This is a genomic window from Parasphingorhabdus flavimaris (genome assembly GCF_013371215.1).
Classification (GTDB): domain Bacteria; phylum Pseudomonadota; class Alphaproteobacteria; order Sphingomonadales; family Sphingomonadaceae; genus Parasphingorhabdus; species Parasphingorhabdus flavimaris.
Genome location: NZ_JABWMH010000004.1, coordinates 64520 through 85143, shown reverse-complemented (window position 1 = coordinate 85143; position 20624 = coordinate 64520). Strand labels below are relative to the sequence as shown.

At 58.6% G+C, this 20624-nt stretch carries 24 protein-coding genes; 15 read left to right on the top strand and 9 right to left on the bottom strand.

Annotated elements, in window-relative coordinates:
* The first annotated feature begins 17 nt into the window (after positions 1–17).
* Genes HUO14_RS13165 through HUO14_RS13155 form a run of 3 tightly spaced genes read left to right on the top strand, consistent with a single transcriptional unit; the run spans position 18 to position 1611 of the window.
* Positions 18–701 carry a Fe2+-dependent dioxygenase gene (locus HUO14_RS13165; protein ID WP_176280301.1) on the top strand — a complete coding sequence of 228 codons (684 nt, stop codon included), beginning with the start codon at positions 18–20 and terminating at the stop codon, positions 699–701.
* 56 nt (positions 702–757) lie between these two features.
* Positions 758–1285, top strand: a complete 528-nt coding sequence (locus tag HUO14_RS13160) for a ferric reductase-like transmembrane domain-containing protein (protein WP_176280300.1) — start codon at positions 758–760, stop codon at positions 1283–1285.
* Positions 1285–1611: a PepSY domain-containing protein gene (locus HUO14_RS13155; RefSeq protein WP_176280299.1), complete on the top strand. Its 327-nt coding sequence runs from the start codon at positions 1285–1287 to the stop codon at positions 1609–1611. Before HUO14_RS13160 ends, HUO14_RS13155 begins: the two co-directional genes overlap by 1 nt.
* Positions 1612–1676: 65 nt before the next feature.
* Here HUO14_RS13155 and HUO14_RS13150 read toward each other — a convergent pair whose 3' ends face one another.
* Genes HUO14_RS13150 through HUO14_RS13140 form a run of 3 tightly spaced genes read right to left on the bottom strand, consistent with a single transcriptional unit; the run spans position 1677 to position 7816 of the window.
* Entirely contained in the window at positions 1677–4931 is a 3255-nt protein-coding gene (locus HUO14_RS13150; RefSeq protein ID WP_246255642.1) for an efflux RND transporter permease subunit, read from the bottom strand.
* A complete protein-coding gene (locus tag HUO14_RS13145) occupies positions 4928–6319 on the bottom strand; it encodes an efflux RND transporter periplasmic adaptor subunit (RefSeq protein WP_343046106.1) in 1392 nt (463 codons plus the stop codon). Before HUO14_RS13145 ends, HUO14_RS13150 begins: the two co-directional genes overlap by 4 nt.
* A complete protein-coding gene (locus HUO14_RS13140) occupies positions 6320–7816 on the bottom strand; it encodes a TolC family protein (protein WP_343046105.1) in 1497 nt (498 codons plus the stop codon).
* 138 nt (positions 7817–7954) lie between these two features.
* Between HUO14_RS13140 and HUO14_RS13135 the strand changes: the two genes are divergently transcribed.
* Positions 7955–8596, top strand: a complete 642-nt coding sequence (locus HUO14_RS13135) for a TetR/AcrR family transcriptional regulator C-terminal domain-containing protein (protein ID WP_176280298.1) — start codon at positions 7955–7957, stop codon at positions 8594–8596.
* A 21-nt stretch (positions 8597–8617) separates the two neighbouring features.
* Here HUO14_RS13135 and HUO14_RS13130 read toward each other — a convergent pair whose 3' ends face one another.
* Both HUO14_RS13130 and HUO14_RS13125 read right to left on the bottom strand, forming a co-directional pair.
* Positions 8618–9742 (bottom strand): M14 family metallopeptidase, encoded by a 1125-nt coding sequence (locus tag HUO14_RS13130; RefSeq protein WP_176280297.1) that lies wholly within the window; start codon positions 9740–9742, stop codon positions 8618–8620.
* A complete protein-coding gene (locus HUO14_RS13125; protein ID WP_176280296.1) occupies positions 9739–10347 on the bottom strand; it encodes a DUF4136 domain-containing protein in 609 nt (202 codons plus the stop codon). The genes HUO14_RS13130 and HUO14_RS13125 overlap by 4 nt, the downstream gene beginning before the upstream one ends.
* A gap of 153 nt (positions 10348–10500) precedes the next feature.
* Between HUO14_RS13125 and galE the strand changes: the two genes are divergently transcribed.
* From galE to HUO14_RS13110, 3 genes are all read left to right on the top strand, one after another.
* Positions 10501–11505, top strand: coding sequence for a UDP-glucose 4-epimerase GalE (gene galE, locus HUO14_RS13120; RefSeq protein ID WP_176280295.1), 1005 nt, complete (start codon positions 10501–10503; stop codon positions 11503–11505).
* 101 nt (positions 11506–11606) lie between these two features.
* Positions 11607–11732 carry a type B 50S ribosomal protein L36 gene (gene ykgO, locus HUO14_RS13115; RefSeq protein WP_011415100.1) on the top strand — a complete coding sequence of 42 codons (126 nt, stop codon included), beginning with the start codon at positions 11607–11609 and terminating at the stop codon, positions 11730–11732.
* Between the two features lie 7 nt (positions 11733–11739).
* Entirely contained in the window at positions 11740–12369 is a 630-nt protein-coding gene (locus HUO14_RS13110; RefSeq protein ID WP_246255641.1) for an HAD family hydrolase, read from the top strand.
* Here HUO14_RS13110 and pyk read toward each other — a convergent pair.
* Positions 12366–13817: a pyruvate kinase gene (gene pyk, locus HUO14_RS13105; protein ID WP_176280294.1), complete on the bottom strand. Its 1452-nt coding sequence runs from the start codon at positions 13815–13817 to the stop codon at positions 12366–12368. The two genes, HUO14_RS13110 and pyk, sit on opposite strands and share 4 nt — an antisense overlap.
* An 85-nt stretch (positions 13818–13902) precedes the next feature.
* On the opposite strand from pyk, the gene HUO14_RS13100 reads away from it, so the two are divergent.
* From HUO14_RS13100 to ruvA, 7 genes are all read left to right on the top strand, one after another.
* Positions 13903–14211, top strand: a complete 309-nt coding sequence (locus HUO14_RS13100) for a DUF1244 domain-containing protein (protein ID WP_176280293.1) — start codon at positions 13903–13905, stop codon at positions 14209–14211.
* A gap of 43 nt (positions 14212–14254) precedes the next feature.
* The gene (locus HUO14_RS13095; RefSeq protein WP_067197204.1) at positions 14255–14497 is read left to right on the top strand and encodes a DUF2312 domain-containing protein; all 243 of its coding nucleotides are present in this window, start codon (positions 14255–14257) and stop codon (positions 14495–14497) included.
* A gap of 42 nt (positions 14498–14539) precedes the next feature.
* A complete protein-coding gene (locus HUO14_RS13090) occupies positions 14540–14860 on the top strand; it encodes a heavy metal-binding domain-containing protein (RefSeq protein ID WP_176280292.1) in 321 nt (106 codons plus the stop codon).
* 22 nt (positions 14861–14882) lie between these two features.
* Positions 14883–15632 carry a YebC/PmpR family DNA-binding transcriptional regulator gene (locus HUO14_RS13085; protein WP_176280291.1) on the top strand — a complete coding sequence of 250 codons (750 nt, stop codon included), beginning with the start codon at positions 14883–14885 and terminating at the stop codon, positions 15630–15632.
* Entirely contained in the window at positions 15632–15982 is a 351-nt protein-coding gene (locus HUO14_RS13080; protein ID WP_176280550.1) for a DUF3147 family protein, read from the top strand. The genes HUO14_RS13085 and HUO14_RS13080 overlap by 1 nt, the downstream gene beginning before the upstream one ends.
* Before the next feature lies 1 nt (position 15983).
* On the top strand, positions 15984–16454 hold the full coding sequence (gene ruvC / locus HUO14_RS13075) for a crossover junction endodeoxyribonuclease RuvC (protein ID WP_176280290.1): 471 nt from the start codon (positions 15984–15986) through the stop codon (positions 16452–16454).
* A 246-nt stretch (positions 16455–16700) separates the two neighbouring features.
* Entirely contained in the window at positions 16701–17306 is a 606-nt protein-coding gene (gene ruvA / locus HUO14_RS13070; protein WP_176280289.1) for a Holliday junction branch migration protein RuvA, read from the top strand.
* A gap of 140 nt (positions 17307–17446) precedes the next feature.
* Here the strand turns inward: ruvA and HUO14_RS13065 are convergent, their stop codons facing one another.
* Complete coding sequence (locus HUO14_RS13065) at positions 17447–17752, bottom strand: GIY-YIG nuclease family protein (RefSeq protein ID WP_343046104.1); 306 nt, start codon at positions 17750–17752, stop codon at positions 17447–17449.
* A gap of 70 nt (positions 17753–17822) precedes the next feature.
* On the opposite strand from HUO14_RS13065, the gene ruvB reads away from it, so the two are divergent.
* On the top strand, positions 17823–18854 hold the full coding sequence (gene ruvB / locus HUO14_RS13060; RefSeq protein WP_176280287.1) for a Holliday junction branch migration DNA helicase RuvB: 1032 nt from the start codon (positions 17823–17825) through the stop codon (positions 18852–18854).
* Between the two features lie 204 nt (positions 18855–19058).
* Here the strand turns inward: ruvB and dapD are convergent, their stop codons facing one another.
* Together dapD and HUO14_RS13050 are read right to left on the bottom strand one after the other, a co-directional pair.
* Positions 19059–19895, bottom strand: a complete 837-nt coding sequence (gene dapD / locus HUO14_RS13055; RefSeq protein WP_176280286.1) for a 2,3,4,5-tetrahydropyridine-2,6-dicarboxylate N-succinyltransferase — start codon at positions 19893–19895, stop codon at positions 19059–19061.
* A complete protein-coding gene (locus HUO14_RS13050) occupies positions 19892–20575 on the bottom strand; it encodes a pyrimidine 5'-nucleotidase (protein WP_176280285.1) in 684 nt (227 codons plus the stop codon). Before HUO14_RS13050 ends, dapD begins: the two co-directional genes overlap by 4 nt.
* Positions 20576–20624 lie beyond the last annotated feature (49 nt).

The window sequence follows — 20624 nt, the reverse complement described above, 5'->3', positions numbered from 1 at the left end:
TATTTGCGAGAGAGAATATGATCACCGTCATCGAACAGCTTCTGACCAGGGATGAAGTCGAGCAGTTCCGGGCCAAGCTTGCAAAAGCCGACTGGATCGATGGCGCGCAGTCGGCGGGCACCCGCTCGGTTGCAGTCAAGCAAAACCAGCAACTTGACCGGGCGGACAAGCTGGGCAAGCAGCTGGGAGAGATGATTCTCAGAAAACTGGGCAACAACGCGCAATTTGTTTCTGCTTCGCTCGCAGAGAAAATCTGGCCGCCTGCATTCAATCTCTATCAGAATGGCGGCCATTACGGCACGCATAGCGACGCCGCGCTGATGCGCTTGCCCGAATCCGGTCTCACGATCCGCAGCGATTTGTCGGCAACGCTCTTTCTGTCCGAACCGGATGAATATGACGGCGGGGAGCTGCTGATCGAAGAACAATTTGGTGCTCAGGCGGTAAAACTCGCAGCGGGTGACATGCTGCTATACCCGTCGTCCAGCCTGCATCAGGTTACCCCGGTCACCCGTGGGCAGAGAATATGTGCAATCACATGGATGCAAAGTGCCGTCGCGGACGGCGCAGCGCGTGAGATGCTCTACGATCTCGATCAGTCGATACAGGCCTTGTCGCTGGATCGTCCCAAGGATGATCCCGACATAGACCGTCTGGTGCATGTCTATCATAATTTATTGCGACGCTGGGCAACGGTATGAGCCGGATCGTGTGGAAGGCCCTATGCTGGGCTATTCTGGCTATTCCCGGCCTTGGCATGATTTGGCAGTTTTCGCACAATGACATGCTGGCCATGGACATACTGCACCCCAGTGGCGAGATATCGATCCGGCTCATGATCCTCGCCATGCTGGCCGGCCCCCTGTCGGAATTTTTCGGACTCAACCGGTTTTTCAGAGCCTGGCTCGCGATGCGGCGTAATCTGGGAGTTGCGGCATTTGGTTATGCGATATTGCATCTGGCATTTTATTTTCTCGATATGCCCGACGTTGCCGCTGTGCTGGATGAACTGGGCATAGCCGGCATCTGGACGGGGTGGCTGGCATTGGCGCTGATGATCCCGCCAGCCTCGATCAGTTTCGACAAGGCCATGCAAAGGCTCGGTCGAAAATGGAAAATGATCCAGCGTCTCGTTTACGCAGCCCTGATCATCAGTCTGGTCCACTGGCTTCTGCTCGATTGGGATTGGTGGCCAGCATTTATTCATCTCGCACCCCTGATGATTGCATGGGGTCTCCGCTGGTCAAGTGCCCGGAGAAAAGCGTCTCTTTTACGGAGTATATAATGCACAATAAAGTTTATCGCCTAGCTCTTGCGGCCATTGCCGGAGCAACGCTTCTCACGGCTGCACCGGCTTATGCCGATGGCAATGTCCAATGCAAATCCGGCCCGGTCAAGAACTGGAAGCCGATTGCGAAAATGAAGAAGAAAGTCTGGATGGAAGGCTGGGAGCTGTTGAAATTGCAGGTCGAAGGGGACTGTTATGAAGTCTACGCTCGCAACGAAAGCGGGCAATCCATCGAAGCGTTTTTTCACCCTGTGACCCTGGAAAAGCTGCTGGTCTATCGACGCGGAAGCGAAATATACAGGTCCCCCACTTTCCCGAAGTGAAGAATGAAAGCTTTCAGAAACCGGGCTGCCGCGCCGGCTGACAGGCTGAGCTCCGTCCCGTAAGTCTAAGCCGGATGCGCTCTGTTTGACCAGGCCCGCCATTTTCTTTGCAAGCGCCGCTTCCCGCGATATTCCAGCACCGCCAGCGCGGGGATGAGAAGCTGGAGAATGATCGCCCCGAACAGCACCCCGAAACCGAGACTGGCCGACATCGGGATCAGGAACTGCGCCTGAAGGCTGGTTTCGAACGTAATCGGTGCCACGCCGAGGAAGGTGGTCAGCGAGGTCAGCATGATCGGGCGAAATCGTGACTTGGCTCCGTTGATGATAGCGTCTTCGATTTCCATGCCATCGGCGAGATTCTCGTTGATGAAATCGATCAGCACCAGCGATCCGTTCACGATGACACCCGACAAGGCAATGATACCGAACATGCTCAGCACGCCCAGTGGCAGGCCCAGGATCAGATGGCCGATCAGCGCCCCGATAATGCCAAAGGGTATGACCGCCATTATGATCAGTGGCTGGACATAAGAACGGAAAGGTATCGCCAGCAAGGCGTAGATCATCAGCAGCGCGGCGAGAAAGGCGATGCCCAGATCACCGAAGGATTCCTGTTGTTCCTTCTGTTCGCCGCCGAACGTATATTGCAATTGGGGATAGTCGGCCTGCAGCGCCGGCATGATTTCGCTGTCCAGGGCATCGGCAATTTCCTGGCTGGTGACGACATTGTCATCAATATCGGCGGTAATGGTGGTCACCCGTCGTCCGTCGGTGCGGCGAATGACCGACGGTGCCTGGCCAAAGGAAACGTCGGCGAGCGAGGAAAGTGGCACTTCGCCACCCGCTACACGGACCCGGAAACGTTCCACATCCGCGATCGAGTTGCGCTCTTCTTCGGGCAGCCGAATGTAGACCCGCAGATCTTCCTGTCCGCGCTGCACTCTCAGCGCCTCGCTGCCGAAGAATGCGGCACGGACCTGAAGCGCGACATCCTGGAGCGTCACTCCGAGCGTGCGTGCCTCGGGTTTCAATCGAAGCTGGATTTCCTTCAGACCCTCGTCCTGATCGGTTTCGATATCGAAGACGCCGGCGAAGCGGTTCAGTTCCTCCATCAGCTTGACCGAGGCCGCCTCAATGGCCGCCGGGTCGGGATCAGAGAGCTGGACGTCGACCGGTGCACCGACCGAGAGAAGGTCGGAGGCAAAAACCAGCGATCGGGCTTCGACAATTGGCCCGACCGCCTCGCGCCAGGCATTTTCGAAATCCGTTGACGCCAATTCCCTCTCGTCTCCGGGAATGAAGCTGAACTGGACGCTGGCAATATTGGATGAAAAACCTCTGCTCGCCGCAGCTTCTGGCCCGTTCAACCGCGGACCCTGGCCGACCAGGGTGAATATCCCGCTCAACGGCGAGGCTTCATCCTCTTCCCGTTCTGCGTCAAATTTCGCAAAGGTCTCGCGGCCCTTTTGTTCGATCAGCCGGGCAATTTTCTCGGTATCGCCGATCGTCGTGCCGGCCGGCATCTCCAGACTGGCCGTGACAATGTCCGCCTCGATAGCGGGGAAAAAGGAGCTTTTTATAATTCCGGCTGGAACCAGCGAGCCGACGACGATTAGCAGCGCCACGCTACCGGAGATTACAACGAACGGCATGCGGACGGAAAAATTCAGCGCCCGGTCGAGAGGACCGTTGAGGAAGGCCTGGAAGTAGAAATCCACGCTGGCCTGTACCCGCTCGAAAAAGCGGGTCACTGGATTGCGGGTCGGTGTGCCGGGTGCGGGGAGATGACTGAGGTGGTTGGGCAGGATCAGCAGACATTCGACCAAAGACAAAGCCAGAACCGCAACCACGACCAGCGGGATGTCGAACAATATTTTTCCGATGGTGCCGCCGATGGCAAAGAGCGGCGAAAATGCCGCGACTGTCGTCAGGACCGCAAAGATGACCGGCACGGTGACCCGCCGGGTGCCGCTGATCGCGGCGCCCAGTCCGGTGCGGCCCCTGCCGCGCTGCGCGTAGACATTTTCGCCGATAACAATCGCGTCGTCGACCACCAGACCCAATGCAAGAATGAATCCGAACAGCGAGAACATGTTGAGGCTCGAACCCATCAGATCGAGCAGGAATATCGCGCCGACAAAGGTCACGCCGATGCCCAGCGCCGTCCATCCGGCAAGCCTGATATCGAGAAACAGGGTCAGCGCGAGCAACACCAGAAACAGGCCGATTGCGGCGTTTTTCAGCAGCAGGCTCAAGCGGTCGTTGAGCAATTCACTGTCATCGTCCCAGATCGCATAGGATATGCCATCCGGCAATGTTGGCGCAAATTCCGAACTCAGATATTCCTTGGCCGCGCGCGCGACATCCAGCACCCGCTCGTCGCTGGTGCGGAAGACCTCGACAAAGGCAACCGGCTGACCGTTGTAAAGCGATACCAGATCGGAATCCTCGAACCCGTCGCTGATATTTGCCACCTCGCCCAGACGGACCAGCGCGCCGTCCTCGTTGCTCACCAGAATGATATCTTCAAAATTCTGCTGGTTGTAATTCTGCCCGATTGTCCGGACCCTGACTTCCTCGCTGCTGGTGTCGATCGAGCCGGCCGGGCTGTCGAGACTGCTGGCAGCGACGGTGCGGGATATATCATTGAGCGAGAGGCCGAATGCCTGCAGCATATTTTGCGGGACCTCTATCGACACCTCATAGTCGCGTATCGAACTGGTATCGACGAAGGAAATCTCCGGCAATGATGCCAGTGATTCCTCCAGCCGATATGCCGTTTCCTTCAGTGCGGTTTCGGATACGTCGCCGAAAATGGCAATGCGCATCACGCTCTGTCGTGTCGTCAGCTCCCGGACAGAGGGCTCCTCGGCATCGTCGGGGAAGGTCTGGATCTGGTCGATCTCGGCCTTGATATCATCCAGCGCCCGGCTGATATCGGTCCCCAGTTCCAGTTCGACCGATACCGCTCCGACATTTTCGGCGGCGTTGGATTTAATCTCTTTGACATTTTCGACCGCTTCAACCGCTTCCTCGATCTTCCGGACAATCGTTTCTTCGACCTCGTCCGGTGTCGCGCCGGGATAGGTGACGCTTATCTGGACCGTATCCAGACTGTTTTCCGCGAAGACCTCCTGAACGATTGTGCCGTAGGACGTAATCCCGGCGACGAACAAGAAGATCATCAGCAGATTGGCTGCGACGCCGTTGCGGGCCATGAACGCAACGACTCCACGTTGTTCCATGATTTCCTTGCTGGGCTGCTCGGGCACGGGTTCGTCCGCAGGGGGTCGATCGGGATCAGATGGCTTTGTCATTTAGCAGCGGTTGCTTTCGCGGGCGTCTTTGGCTTGGCTGGAGCGGGGGACGGGCCAGACTGCGAAGCCGTCTTGTCCAGGCTCGGCTTTGCAATCCTCACCCGCAGTCCTTCGGTTGCGATTTTCAGGTTCCCGGTGATCACTACCGGCTTGTCGCCAAGGCCCGATGTGCTGATCAGCGCCGTCTTGTCGGTCCGCTGCAATATTTCCACCGCGACAATATGAATCCTGTTGTCGCGGACCAGCCAGATCTTGTTGCCCGCTTTCAGCGCGGCCAGCGGAAGCACCCCATATTCCTTCATCGCCCTGCCGGTAATTTCTGCGTCGACAAAGCTGCCGACGAACAATGGCGGCGCGCTGGCGGCGGTAGCCGTCGTTCCGCTCCCATTCTGCTTTGCGGCGGGGGAGCCGCCACGCATTGGATTGGGGATACGCAAAAATATGTCGATGGTGCGGGTTTGCGGATTGAGCAGGCGATTCACGCGGTCAACATAGGCCGACCAACGATAGCGGGTGCCGCCATAATTGGAATAGACAGACGCTTCGATCCTGTTGCCCGCTCCTGCCCGGAACAGCTGGGGAATCAGTGCCGCTTCCTTTTCGGACAAGGGAATGACGGCTTCGTAATCGGCCGTGCCGACGATCGAACCCAGCGATTGGCCGGGCTGGACAAAACTGCCTAAGGCTATTTGTTCGGTTTTGACGACCCCCGAGAAGGGCGCGGTGACAACCGTGCGTTTCAGCGCAGTCCGGGCGTTGGCCAATTGTGCCTCGGCTCGGCGCAGGCCGGCCTGTGCTGATTTCAACTGCGGTTCGCGGGTTGCCAGACCGTTGGAGCTGATGCTCTGCTCTGCCACCTGTCGTCCGGCCTGTGCCTTTTGGACCAGCACGTCCGGCGGTAATATCTGCGCCGCATAATCGCTGCTGTCGACGCTGGCATATGCGTTGCCGGCGCTGGCGCCGCGCTGCTGGAAACGGGCGAGTTCCGCCTTTGCCAAGGCGACTTCTTCGCGTGCCTGCAGCACCGACACGCCTTGCGCTGCGACATCGGCTTGCGCGGTTTGCACCGCGTTGCGATAGTCGGCGGTATCAATCCGGAAGAGGGTTTCTCCGCGCGCTATCAGCTGACCTTCGCGAAGGGCCGGATTTACATAGACCAGCTTCCCGGCAACTTCGGCGGCCAGTGTCAGTTCCTCGCGCGCACGAACCGTGCCCGCGCCGCTGATCAGCAGATTTCCGGAACGGATTTCCACCGGCTCCGCCTGGACCAGGGGAATCTGCTCAACCGGCGCTTTTTCTTCCGGCTCCGACCGCAGCAGGATCAATGCTGCGGCAATCAATATGGCCCCGAGCAGGATCAAGCCGCCTATAACGCGTTGCCGATGCACTTATTTTTCTCCCTGAGAGGTTGCGGTGGCATTGTCGCCAACCGGCTGCGGGACCATGTCTGATGTTTGATCCCAGCTGCCACCAAGCGCCCGGTGGATAGCCAGCCGCGAAAGGGCGACGCCGCGCGCCGCCGAGGACAGTGAGGACTGGACCTGATATTGCGCGCGCAAGGCATCAAGATAGTCGACATAGCTTCCCACACCATTGGCGAAGCGCCGCGACTGCAACCCGGCCGCCGCCGTCGCCTCGTCCAGTTGCGAGAATAGAAAACGGTAACGTTGCCGCTCTTCCTCGTAACGTTCGATGGCGGAGGACACTTCCTGATAGGCCGTCAATACGGTGCGGGCGTAGACCGCGGTCTGCTGGGCATATTGGGCATCGGCCATTTCGATATTGGCCCGGATGCGGCCGCCCTGGAACAGCGGCGCAGTCAGATTCGCTCCAAGATTCAGCACCCAGTTGTCGAATATATCAAGGGCCTGGGAAGGGTTGCCGCCCTGCGATCCGGTGCTCGCGGACAGGCTGAGCGACGGAAAACGTTCGGCGCGCCGTGCGCCGAGATTATACCGCGCCGATTCCAGCCGCTGGCCTTCGGCATATATGTCCGGCCGCTGGGCCAGCAGGTCGATCGGCAGCCCGGCAGGCACCGATTCAAATATCAGTTTCGGCGCAAGTTTTGTGCCGATCAGTGCATCCATATTGTCGGAATATCGACCAACAAGCACGGCCAATTGTCCCTCGATCGCGGCCAGCTGGCTCTCGCGCTGTGGCAGGCTGGACTGGATATTGCGAAATTCCTGCCGCACCTGATAGAGTTCGAATGAGGTCACCAGCCCGCGGCGATAGCGATCCTCGGTCTGTTCCAGCCGGTCACCCAGCACGTCGATGATCTTGGTAGCAAGACCAATTTGGTGGCGCGCATCCACTATGTCAAAATAGCTTGTGATGGTTTCGGCGAGAACGGCGAGGCGCACCGACTGCAAATCGGCGGCGGAGGCATTAGCATCGGCCCGTCCGGCCCGGGCATCGTTGCGCAGCTTGCCCCAGATATCGAGCTCGTAGGAAAAGGCGAGGCTTGAGGAATAAGTCTCGTTCTCGATCCGGCTTGCTCCGGCACCGGGTATCGCGCCAAAGCTTGTGCCGGCGGTGGGCGATTCGGAATAGCTGCTACCGAGGCCGGCGTTGACTTGCGGGAACAGGCCGCTCCTTGAAATTTTCGCGCGCGCTTCGGCCGCTCTCAGCCTCGCCGTGGCTTCGGCAAGATCAAAATTCTTCGCCAGCGCCTCGTCGAGCAGGGCATTCAGGACAGGATCCTCGAACGACTCCCACCAGCGGGCCGGCTGGTAATCGCCTTCTGCACCGAGCTTTGCAAATTGCGAAGGGATGCCGGCAGCGATCTCCGGAGCGGCAGACCGGGGTGCAAGACTCACGCAGCCGCTGGTTGTCAGAGCAACCAGAAGAAGCGATGCCTTGATCCTGTTTGGGCTTTTTTTCACAATATCTTTCGCAATTGCGCTGGCCCGGACCTTACCAAGCCCGTCTAAAATGCCACCGGTGAAAATGAACGTCAACGTTTTATTTGAACGCTACCGTACATTTTGATATAGGGAGATTACTGAAGAGAGGAACAAGCCGTGAAAAACGCGGATCATACCAATATGCTGTTGCACACCGACCGGCCGGCGAGCCAGCGGAAGATCGTCGATATTCTGGCTGCCGCCAGGACCGAGTTTTTTGCCAACGGCTTCTCCGCAACCAGCATCGAAGCAATCGCGGCGCGGGCCTGCGTGTCCAAGGTCACGGTCTATTCCTGGTTCAAGAACAAGGAGAACCTGTTTGGCGAAGTGGTCAAAACCGAATGTAGCCAGATGCGCAAATATTTCGTGGTCGAAAATCTCGAAGGCACAGAACTCCGGGATATCCTGATATCCGCGGCGCACGGCATGCTGAATTTCCTGATGCGCGACGAGATGGTCCGTTTTGAACGGGTGCTGGCCGCCGAAGTGAACCGGGACCCGAAAATCGGTGAATATTTTCTCGACAACGGTCCGCGTATGCTGCTCGGTGACCTGACCAACCTGCTCAATGCCGCGATCGAGCGAGGGGAAATCCGGAGCGAGAATGTGACCGAATCAGCGGAAATGTTTGCCGGTCTGACCATGGGCAGAATGGATCTGTTTCTCCGCTACGGCCACAAGGTCATGATGACCGAGGAAGACAAGAAAAAACGGGTCAATCGCGCCGTCGACGCCTGGCTGACGCTCCACCGGGTATAGTTTCGCGATTCTCCCGCCGGTTCAGATATCGTCGATCATCTCGGCGAGGGTCGCCAGACATTCGCGGGCGAGCAGATTGCTGCGTTCGGGAGACCAGCCCTGCTCGGCATCGGGCAGATCGCGATTGTCCTTGAACGGCATCTCCAGTGTCATCGCGACCGCGCCGAACCGTTCGGCGAGCTGATTGGTCGACATTGACAGATTGGCCTTGCCCTCTGCGGCGGTCGGATAGCCGAGCGTTGTCTGGAAATCGGGCGTGCGTTGCGCGAGCCGGTTGCGGAAGCCGTGATATTTCTCCAGCTGGGCGTCTGTGATCGACGGGATGCCTTCGAAGCCGGCGATGAAAACGGCCGGAATCGCTTCGTCTCCATGTACGTCCATGGCGAAATCGACACCGCTTTCGTCCATCGCGTTGCGGACGCAGAGAACTTCGGGGGATTTCTCGGCGCTGGGCTCATGCCATTCGCGGTTGAGATTTGTACCTGCGAAATTGGTTCGTAAATGACCCATGCGCGAACCATCTGGGTTCATATTGGGGACGATATGGAACCGGCATTGTTGCAACAACAGCCGTGCCTGGGGGTCTGCGGGATCGGTCAGCATCTCCAGCGCGCCTTCCATCCACCATTCGGCCATGCTCTCGCCGGGATGCTGGCGGGCATAGAGCCAGACCTGCTTGTCACCGCTGCCCAGTTCCAGACAGTCAATCGGCTGGCCCTCGAGACTATGGCCCAGTGTCCGGACCGCTACGCCTTCAAACCCTGCGGTTTCGGCGATCAGGTCGTGATGGCGTTCCATGCTGTAAGGCGCGAAATAGGCGAACCAGACGATATTGCTGGCTGCGGTATAGCGAATCGACAAGGTGCCACTCGCTTCGTCATAGCTGCTCGGCGCGCGGCCCCAATAGTCCCGGTCCTCGCTGACACAGGCATCATAATCGGGCCAGCCCTGAGGATAGGCCGATTCCTTGAGACCGCCAATGTCGAGTTCCAGTTCGTCGCCAATCTCGCAGGCTACCCGGAAATGGAACCATTGGAAAAATTCGCTGTCCTTGTCCTTGCGGATCGACAGTTTGGCGGTGGTGCCATTGATGGCGTGGACTTCGATATTGCCGCTATCGAACGCGGAGGTGATTTGAATGTTCATGGCACCCTGATAGTGGTTCCGGACTCTCCGGGGAAGTCCTTGAATAAGGCTTCCGCCAATTTGGCGGCGGCCAGGCCAGGCTGGGATGCCGGCGAGCCGTCCTTTGCTTCGACCGATGCGCGACCTTCCCAGACAATTTCGCCACTTTCGCGTTCGGTCAGGCGCACGGAAAGTTCGGTGACGATCTTGTCTTTCGGTGGGCCGCTGAGGTCGATGCCAATGCCCAGGCCGACACCGGACCCGCGACTGCCGGTACTGCCGCCGACACCGACCGAGACCGGTGACCGTGATCCGCTCGCGCTCAAGACTGCTCTTTCGAGCGTGTAGCGGACAATATAATCGCTGTTTTGCTTGTCATCACGCGCTTCGGAAAACCCGACCCGCTGCAATTCGCGCAGTAATGCTGCCGAATAGGTTGCATATTCGATGCTGCTGCTATGACCTTCGTCGGTCACGTTGGGCCGGATGATGACACTGCCCGGTACAATCGGAGCCACCTGCGCGTTGTGGAAACGGGTGACATCAACCGGCGGTGTCATTGCCGTACAACCGGACAGGAGCGCTACCGCCAATGCCGTCGTTGCAAATGATTGGAAACCGGCCATGATACTCACTCCTTAAACTGCCTGAATCTATATTAGCGCATAATCGCCGAGACTGCGGTAAAAAAATATATATGCAGGCGGCCGTGGTTAACCGATTGGAGACGCCAACATGTTATCCAGCCGATATAGGATATATATAGGAACGTAAGATTAATGGCGAAACCGTTCACGATATTGGTCACCGGCGGAGCAGGCTATATTGGTAGCCACGCGGTGCTGGCGCTGCTGGATGCCGGATGGCCGGTCGCGGTGATCGACAATCTGACCACCGGCTTTCGCTGGGCCGTCCCGGAGGGGGTCGCCTTTCATGAGGGGGATATCGAGGATAGCGCTCTGGTCGCGAAAATCATCCAGGACAAGAATATCGGTGCGATCATGCATTTTGCCGGTTCGATCATCGTACCGGAATCGGTCGCGGATCCGCTCAAATATTATCACAATAACAGCGCCAAGAGCCGCAGCCTGATCGAATCGGCGGTGAATGGCGGCGTCCACCATTTTATTTTCTCGTCCACCGCCGCGACTTATGGCATTCCCGAGGAAAGCCCGGTCAGCGAAACCACGCCGCAGCTTCCGATCAATCCCTATGGCATGTCCAAGCTGATGACCGAGCATATGCTGCGCGATGTCGCGGCGGCGCACGACCTGAATTTCTGTGCCCTGCGCTATTTCAACGTCGCCGGTGCCGATCCGCAGGCCCGCACCGGCCAGTCGACCGCTGGCGCCACCCATCTGATCAAGGTTGCGGTGGAGGCTGCGCTCGGCAAGCGCGACAGCGTTGCTGTTTTTGGCAGTGACTATGATACGCCCGACGGCACGGGTGTCCGTGACTATATTCACGTCTCGGACCTTGCCGCGGCGCATGTGCTCGCGCTCGAAGCCCTGATTGCCGACCCGAATCAGAATCATCTACTCAATTGCGGCTATGGTCGCGGCTTTTCGGTGCTCGAAGTGCTCGACGCCGTTGACCGCGTTACCAACCAGAAAATTGTCCGGAAAATGGAAGGCCGCCGCGCCGGCGATCCCGATTCGCTGATTTCGGACAATCGTGCGATCATGAAACGCTTTCCGTGGCAGCCAGAACATGCCGATCTCGACGTAATTGTGGCCCATGCCCTCGCCTGGGAGCGCAAACTGATCGAAATTCGCGGAGAATAGCGCTGGTCGCTTGACTTTAGCGGTTGTCGACCGTAATTGCCCTGCTTCAACGCAGCATGGCTGCTTTCAAGAAATTCAAAAAATCAAGGCGTGGTACCAAAATGAAAGTCCGCAACTCACTGAAGTCGCTTAAAAACCGTCACCGGGATTGCCGCGTTATCCGTCGCCGTGGTCGCACATATGTGATCAACAAGACGAATCGCCGGTTCAAGGCACGCCAGGGCTAATTGCCTGATGATGGCAGAGACTTCTGCCATTTCCAAAATTGACACCGTCATCTTCGATATAGGCAATGTCCTGTATCGCTGGGATTTGCGCTGCCTGTTTGCAAAGCTGATCGACGATCCCGAAGAGCTGGACTGGTTCCTCGCCCATGTGGTGACCCCGGAATGGCATTTTCAGCATGATGCCGGGCGGCCCTTTGCCGACATGGTCGCGGAACGCAGCCGCGAATTTCCAGAATATAGTAATCATATCCGTGCCTATTCCCGGCGGTTCCCCGAATCGATTCCGGGACCGGTGGAAGGCATGCTCGATCTGGTTCGCGCATTGGCGAATCGCGGGGTCCCGCTATTCGCGATCAGCAATTTCGGTGCTGAATCCTGGGCGCAATTCCGGCCATCGGCTCCGATATTCGACCTGTTTTCCGACATTGTCATTTCCGGCGAAGAGAAATTGATCAAGCCGGATGCCGCGATCTACGAATTGGCGCTGCAGCGCTTTTCCCGCCGCGCCGACCAATGCCTGTTCATCGACGACAGGCCGGAGAATATCGAGGCGGGCGAAGCCGTCGGAATTGCCGGCCATCATTTCACCAGCGCCACCAGTCTCGAGAACGAGCTGAAGGCTCTGGGTCTGGCCTAGCTGTTCTTGAGCTCGTCTCCGCTGAGACGCACGATATGCAGCAAATTGGTCGACCCTGGGGTACCAAAAGGCACGCCAGCGCAAACGATCAGGCGCGAACCGGCTTCGCCCAGCTTGTGGCGCAAGGCCATCCGCTTGGCCTTGGCGATCATTTCCTCGAAATCCGAAACGTCGCGCGTGACCACGGCATAGGCGCCCCACAACAATCCGATGCGCCGGGCGGTGTGGCGATTCGGGGTCAGCACCAGAAGCGGAACCGAGGGGCGTTCCCGCGCCATTCTGCGGGCGGTCGAACCGGATGCGGTATAGCAGACAATCGCGGAGGTCTCGATCGTGCGGGCGATATTGTAGCTGGCAGCGGCCAGCGCATCTGCGGTGGTTTCATCCGGCACGGTTTCGGTGAAATGCACCCGATCGGCGTAGGACGGATCATTTTCGACCTGCGCGGCAATCCGGTCCATCATGGTTGCCGCTTCGATCGGCCAGTCTCCGACCGCCGATTCCGCCGACAGCATGATCGCGTCGGCGCCGTCGTAAATCGCGGTTGCGACGTCGGAGACCTCGGCGCGGGTCGGAGTCGGCGATTTGATCATCGATTCGAGCATCTGGGTGGCGACCACCACCGGGCGTCCGAGCGCGCGGGCTGCGGCGACGATTTTCTTCTGCAGCGGCGGCACCTGCTCGGGCAACAGTTCCACGCCGAGATCGCCGCGCGCGACCATCACGGCATCTGACAGTTCGAGTATCTCGTCGAGCCGGTCGATCGCGGCCGGTTTCTCGATCTTGGCCAGCAACGCGGCTTTGCCGCCGATCAGCCGCCGCGCTTCAGCGACATCCTCAGGCCGCTGGACGAAGCTGAGCGCGATCCAGTCGACATCCTGTTCCAGCGCAAAGGTCAGATCCTTGCGATCCTTGTCGGTCAGCGAACTGACCGGCAGCACCACTTCGGGAACATTCACGCCCTTGCGGTCGGAAATTTCTCCGCCGACGATCACTTTGGTCGCGACGCTCTTGCCGTCCGCCTCGGTCACTTCGAGACGGATTTTTCCATCGTCGAGCAACAAGGTGTGGCCCGGCTGGAGGGTGCTCAATATTTCCTTGTGAGGCAGGGTGACGCGCGTTGCGTCGCCCTTTTGCTTGACCATGTCGAGCGTGAAGCTTGCCCCCTCTTCCAGCATCACCGGCGGCTTGGCAAAGGTGCCGATGCGCAGTTTCGGTCCCTGCAGGTCGGCGAGGATGGCGATCGGCCGGCCGACTTTCTTTTCCAGCGCCCGGATCGATTTGACATTGGCGGCGTGGGCCGCATGTTCCCCGTGGCTCATGTTCATCCGGAAAGCGTCGACACCGGCACGGTACATTTTCTCGATCATTTCCGGACTGCCGCTGGACGGACCAAGCGTCGCCAACACCTTGACTTTGCGGTTACGGGAGAAAATTGGCGATGCCATGTACAATTCCTCGGTGGCGCTTTAATTGCGCGTTGCCTATTTCTATTTCATGACAGGTTCATGATAAAAAACAACGGAAACGAACATGATCGACGATATTTCTGACGCTACTGCCGCCGCGGCCTTTCGCCGCCTGGTCAAACATCTCCAGCACCGCCACGACGCGGAAAATATCGATCTGATGGGGCTGGCCGGATTTTGCCGCAACTGTCTTGCCGACTGGGTGATGGAAGCGGACCATGCCGCCGGAGGATCGATCGCCAAGGACGAGGCCCGCCATATAATCCACGGCATGCCGGCGAGCGAATGGAAGCAGAAATACCAGACCGAGGCGACGCCGGAGCGGCTCAAAAAGATGAAGGAAAGCGTGGCCAAAAACGCCGACGCGCCTTAAAGGCAGGCTCCGAATCCGAATATAGATTTAAAGGAATGAAACTATGAGCGAAGGCAATGTCGCCGCAGACCAGCTGCGCCTGTTTATCGAACGCATCGAGCGGCTGGAAGAAGAGAAAAAAGGCATGGCGGACGATATCCGCGATGTTTATTCCGAAGCGAAATCACAGGGCTATGACGCGAAAATCATGCGCCAGATCGTTCGCCTGCGGAAAATGGAAGCCCATGACCGTCAGGAAATGGAAGCCATTCTCGACACCTATAAAGCGGCGCTTGGCCTCGCCTGATCAATAGGCTAACAGTCGAATTTTAGCGGCGGGAGAGCAACGATGATCGTGACCACCACACCCAGTGTCGAAGGCCGCGCGATCCGCGACTATCGCGGGATCGTGATCGGCGAGGTGATTGTCGGCGCGAACCTGTTCCGCGACCTGTTTGCCAGCATCACCGACATTGTCGGAGGCCGCTCCGGCAAATATGAAAATGTCCTGAAACGCGCGCGCGACGAAGCACTGGCGGAGATGGAAGCAGAGGCGGCCAAAGTCGGCGCCAATGCCGTGGTCGGCGTTGACCTTGACTATGAGGTTGTTGGCGACAAGGGATCGATGCTGATGGTATCGGCATCGGGAACCGCGGTAATCGTGGAATAGCAAATCGGGAATTTGAGGTAAAATGGCAGGCCATAGCAAATTTAACAATATCAAGCATCGCAAGGGCGCTCAGGACAAGAAGCGCGCGGCGCAATTTTCCAAGCTCTCGCGCGAGATAACCGTGGCGGCCAAGTCCGGCATGCCGGACCCGGATTTCAATCCGCGCCTGCGGCTGGCGGTCAACAGCGCCAAGGCGGTGTCGATGCCGAAGGACAATATCACGCGCGCCATCGAAAAAGCGACGGCGAACGAAGGCGATGACTATAGCGAGATTCGCTACGAAGGCTTTGGTCCGGGTGGTGTTTCCCTGATCATCGAAACGCTGACCGACAATAATAACCGCACTTTCACCAATGTTCGCACGATAATGTCACGAAATGGTGGCAATTTGGGCGAAAGCGGTTCGGTTTCGCACGGTTTTGACCGGGTGGGCTATATCCAGTATCCGGCCAGCGCCGGCGACGAGGAAAAGGTTCTCGAAGCGGCAATGGAAGCGGGTGCGGAGGATATTTCTTCCGACGAGGACGGCCATGAAATCTGGACCGCGATGGAAGACCTTCATGAAGTGTCCGGCGCGCTGGAAAAGGCGCTCGGCGAAGCGGCCAGCGTCAAGCTTGCCTGGCGCCCTTCGGTCCAGGTCGAAGTCGACCAGGAGCAGGCCGAGACCTTGCTCAACCTGATCGACATGCTGGAAGAAGATGACGACGTCCAGACGGTCTGGGGCAATTATGACGTGTCCGACGAAATCATGGAAAAACTGAACGCCGAGTGATGTGGGAATTTGTCGCCAAGGCCGCGCTTGCAGGAGTGATCGTGGCAATGGTGGCAGCCATTGCACAACGTCAGCCAAGCTTCGGGGCGCTGGTCGCCTCGTTGCCGCTGATCTCGATATTGGGCATGATCTTCCTCTGGTATGCGCGACCTGACACGGAAAACATGGCGCTGCACGCTGAGGCAACCTTCTGGTATGTGCTTCCATCTCTTCCAATGTTCCTGCTGATTCCGGTGCTGCTGCGCAATGGTATCAGCTTCTGGCTCTCGCTGGCCGCAGGATGCCTGCTGACCGTAAGTCTCTATCTGATCATGGCTTTTGTCGGTCGCCGCATGGGTCTGCCGATTTAATATGATCATTCTTGGCCTTGATCCGGGTCTCGGCACCACCGGCTGGGGCGTGATCGTTGCGGACGGCAATCGCCTGTCCCATATCGCCAATGGCCAGATCAAGACCGACAGCAAGATGGCGCTCGCCAGCCGGTTGCTGAAGCTCGATCTCGAACTCACTGACCTGCTGCTCGAACATAAGCCGGACGGCGCGGCGGTCGAGGAAGTCTATGTCAACAGCAACCCGCAGAGCACGCTGAAGCTCGGGCAGGCGCGCGGCGTGGTGCTGCTCGGCGCTTCGCGGACCGGAATCGAGGTCGGCGAATATTCGGCGCGGACGGTGAAGAAATCGGTGGTCGGGGTCGGCAATGCCGACAAGGACCAGGTACAGGCGATGCTGAAGATCCTGCTGCCCGGGGTGAAACTGGCCGGCGCGGATGCCGCCGATGCGCTGGCGGTGGCGATCACGCACGCGCATCATCGGAAGAGATAGCCGGGCAAAACACCGGTTGTCCTGAGCTTGTCGAAGGACCTTGGAGCGCGCGAATCCGTATTTCGACAAGCTCAGCACGAACGGATTTATCGCACGAAGACACAAAGTCACGAAGATACAAAAGCACCATCAACTTGGTGCCTTCGTGTCTTCGTGCGAGCCCCTTTCTATAACACCTGCTGGCGCAGCGAGAGAAAGAACAAAACAAAAACTCGACAGATTCGCCTGCTGCGCTAAAACACGGACATGATCGCAAAACTCACCGGCACAATCGACGAAATCGGCACGGACAATATCGTGCTCGATGTGAACGGCGTCGGCTATCTGGTTTTCTGCTCGTCGCGGACCATCGGGGCGATTGGCGGCAAGGGCGACGGGGCGACCATCTATACCGAGATGCAGGTCAGCGAGACCGACATGCGGTTGATGGGCTTTGCCAGCGGCTCGGAGCGCGACTGGTTCCGGCTGCTGATCTCGGTGCAGGGTGTCGGAGGCAAGGTGGCGCTGGCGATATTGTCGGCACTGGAACCGGGCGAAATTTCGCGGGCCATAGCAATGGGCGACAAGGCGATGGTTTCGCGGGCAAACGGGGTTGGTCCGAAACTGGCGTTGCGGATTGTCAATGAATTGAAGGACAAGGTTGGCGGCATTGCCACCGATCCGATTATTGGAGCAGGCGGCGTAGTCCACGCGCCATCGAACAACAGCGCCGATGCGGTCAGCGCGCTGCAGAATCTCGGCTTTAAACCGGCGGATGCGAGCGCGGCGGTTGCTGCGGCGGATGCCGAAGTCGGGGATGGAGCGACACTGGACGCGCTGGTGCGGCTGGCGTTGAAGAAGGCGGCGCGGTGATGGATGGCTTGCACGGGCAGTCTCATGAGCATTCTTTCCGTCACCCTGAACTTGTTTCAGGGTCCATTTCTCCGCGCTCACAGGCTGTGATTGGTTCGCGGTGGATACTGAAACGAGTTCAGCGTGGCAGTTGTGTGAAGTCAGCCACTAATAGGCGGCAACCCAAGATTGACCGCGAGATCAACCCATTGCGGGTTTTCCGATTCAATCAGATTGATCTTCCAAGGACGATGCCAGTTTTTCAGTTGTTTCTCTCGTGTGATCGCGCTGGTCATGTCGTCGAACATTTCAAAGCGGACAAGGCGATATACAGCATATTTAGATGTATATCCGGGCGCCAGTTGGTTGCGGTGCTGGTGAAGGCGCTGGATCAGGTTCGACGTTACGCCGATGTACAACGTACCGTGGGGCTGGCTGGCGAGTATGTAGACGCATGGTTGTTTCACTTGTCGCACGGGCGGTATATGGACGCACCATGGACCCTGAAACAAGTTCAGGGTGACGCATTCAGGGGTATTGGCCGTTACTGACAATCCGCATCTTACGCCGCAGCGCCAGCCGGAGGACATCGATGCCGCCCTGCGCCCGAAAACGCTCGACGAATTTATCGGGCAGGAGGCGGCGCGTGGCAATCTCCGGGTGTTTATCGAGGCGGCCAAGGGGCGCAGCGAGGCGCTGGATCATGTGCTGTTCTTTGGACCTCCCGGTTTGGGCAAGACCACGCTGGCGCAGATCATTGCGCGGGAACTGGGCGTCGGTTTCCGCGCCACTTCGGGGCCGGTTATCGCAAAGTCTGGCGATCTCGCGGCGCTGCTGACCAATCTCGAAGAGGGCGATGTCCTGTTTATCGACGAAATCCACCGGCTCAATCCGGTGGTCGAGGAAGTGCTCTATCCGGCGATGGAAGACCGCGCGCTCGACCTGATCATCGGCGAGGGACCGTCGGCGCGTAGCGTGCGGATCGACTTGCCCGCCTTCACCTTGATCGGAGCGACGACCCGCCAGGGTCTGCTGACCACACCTTTGCGCGACCGTTTCGGTATTCCGGTGCGGCTCAATTTCTATACGACCGAAGAGCTGGAACTGGTTGTCCACCGCGCCGCGCGCCTGCTTGATCTCGATATTGCGCCCGACGGCGCGACCGAAGTGGCGCGCCGCGCGCGGGGTACGCCGCGGATTGCCGGCCGCCTGCTCCGCCGGGTAAGGGATTTTGCCAATGTCGCGGGGACCCGGCTTGTCGACCGGACAATCGCCGATGAATCGCTGGTTCGTCTGGAAGTCGACAGCATCGGCCTCGACGCGATGGACCGGCGCTATCTCCATATGATTGCGGATGTCTACAAGGGCGGCCCGGTCGGCGTGGAAACGCTGGCGGCTGGTCTTTCCGAACCGCGGGACACGGTGGAGGAAGTGATCGAGCCCTATCTGATCCAGCTCGGCCTGATCGCCCGGACGGCCCGAGGCCGGACGCTCAACGATCGCGGGTGGAAGCATCTCGGCCTGACGCCGCCTGCCGGTAAAGAAGTGGACGGAGAGCTGTTCGATTGAGTTTTTCCTCTCCCCTTGAGGGAGAGGATGTCAAAGCCTTGCGAGCTTGCTCGTTAGGCGACGTTGGAGAGGGGAGCTTCGGAGAAAGTCCGCCTTGCCGCTCACCCCTCACCGAGTTTCACTAATCAGCATGCAGATAAGTTCCACTTTTCCTCTCCCTCGAGGGGAGAGGAAATCACCCGTTTAATTTGGCCGGTCTGGCGATCAGTCGCGCAGCAGTTCGTTGATCCCGGTCTTGGAACGGGTTTGTGCATCGACCGTCTTGACGATGACCGCGCAGTAGAGCGACGGCCCTGGTACGCCGTCGATATTGACCTTCGGAGGCATGGTGCCCGGAACCACCACCGAATAAGGCGGCACTTCGCCGATCCAGATCTTGCCGGTGACCCGGTCGACGATCTTGGTCGATGCGCCAAGATAGACACCCATGGAAAGCACCGCACCTTCGCCAACGCGGACGCCCTCGGCGACTTCGGCGCGGGCGCCAATAAAGGCCCCGTCTTCGATGATCACGGGATCGGCCTGCAACGGCTCCAGCACCCCGCCAATTCCGGCGCCGCCGGAAATATGGACATTCTTGCCGATCTGCGCGCAGCTGCCGACCGTGGCCCAGCCGTCGATCATTGATCCTTCGTCGACGAAGGCGCCGATGTTGACGAAGCTCGGCATCAGAACGACACCTTTACCGATGAAGGCGCCCTGTCGGACGACCGAGCCTGGTACCGAGCGAAAGCCTGCCTCGCGGAAGCGGTTTTCGCCCCATCCGGCAAATTTGCTGGGCACTTTGTCCCAGTGATTGGCGCCGCCCGGACCTTCGATCAGGACATTGTCGTTGAGCCGGAAGGAGAGCAGAACCGCTTTCTTGAGCCACTGGTTGACCACCCATGCGCCATCCTTTTTTTCCGCGACCCGCGCGGTGCCGTTGTCGAGCATCGCCAAGGCCTGATTGACCGCGTCGCGTTCCGGTCCCTGCGAGGTCAGGCTCAAGGATTCGCGCTTGTCCCAGGCGGCGTCGATTACGGTCTGCAGTGCTGCGGTCATGATATTATTTCTTCCTTCGCATGGTGGAGGCCGGTCACCCAGCTTTCAAGATCGGTAATTTCGTGGTCAATATAGTCAGGATCATGTTCCCGGCCAGCCCATTCGGCGCCAGTGTTGACCCATACGGTGGTCATGCCCAATGCTTTCGCCGGACGCAAATTGCGCGCAGTGTCTTCGACGAACAAGGCGCGGGAAGGATCGATTCCGGTTGCGGCGATCATGCTGTGATAGGCGACGGTCTGTGGTTTGGGCACCATGCCGGTATCCAGTATATCGTGCATCTGGTGAAACAGGTCCCCCAGTCCGCGCCTCTCCAGCACCCTCTCGGCATAAGGCCGGTCGGCATTGGTAAAGACCAGCTTCTCGCCCGGCAGCGCGGCAATCGCCGCGCGGACCAGCGGTGCAGGCGACAGGCGGTCCATATCGATATCATGGACGAAATCGAGGAAGTCGGCGGGATCGGTACCATGATGGTGCATCAGGCCGGCCAGCGTCGTGCCGTGGTCGTGAAAAAAGCCCTTCTGGATCTTCCGCGCCTCGACCAGATCGCAATCCAGCGCCCTGGCGATATATTCGCCCATCTTGATGTCGATCAGTGCAAACAGATCGCAGGATGCCGGATAGAGCACATTGTCGAGATCGAAGATCCAGTGATCGATATGGGAGAGTTCCGGTGGCATGGCGCAACCGCCTAAAGGGCGTTCCCGACAATCACAAGCGGCAATATAG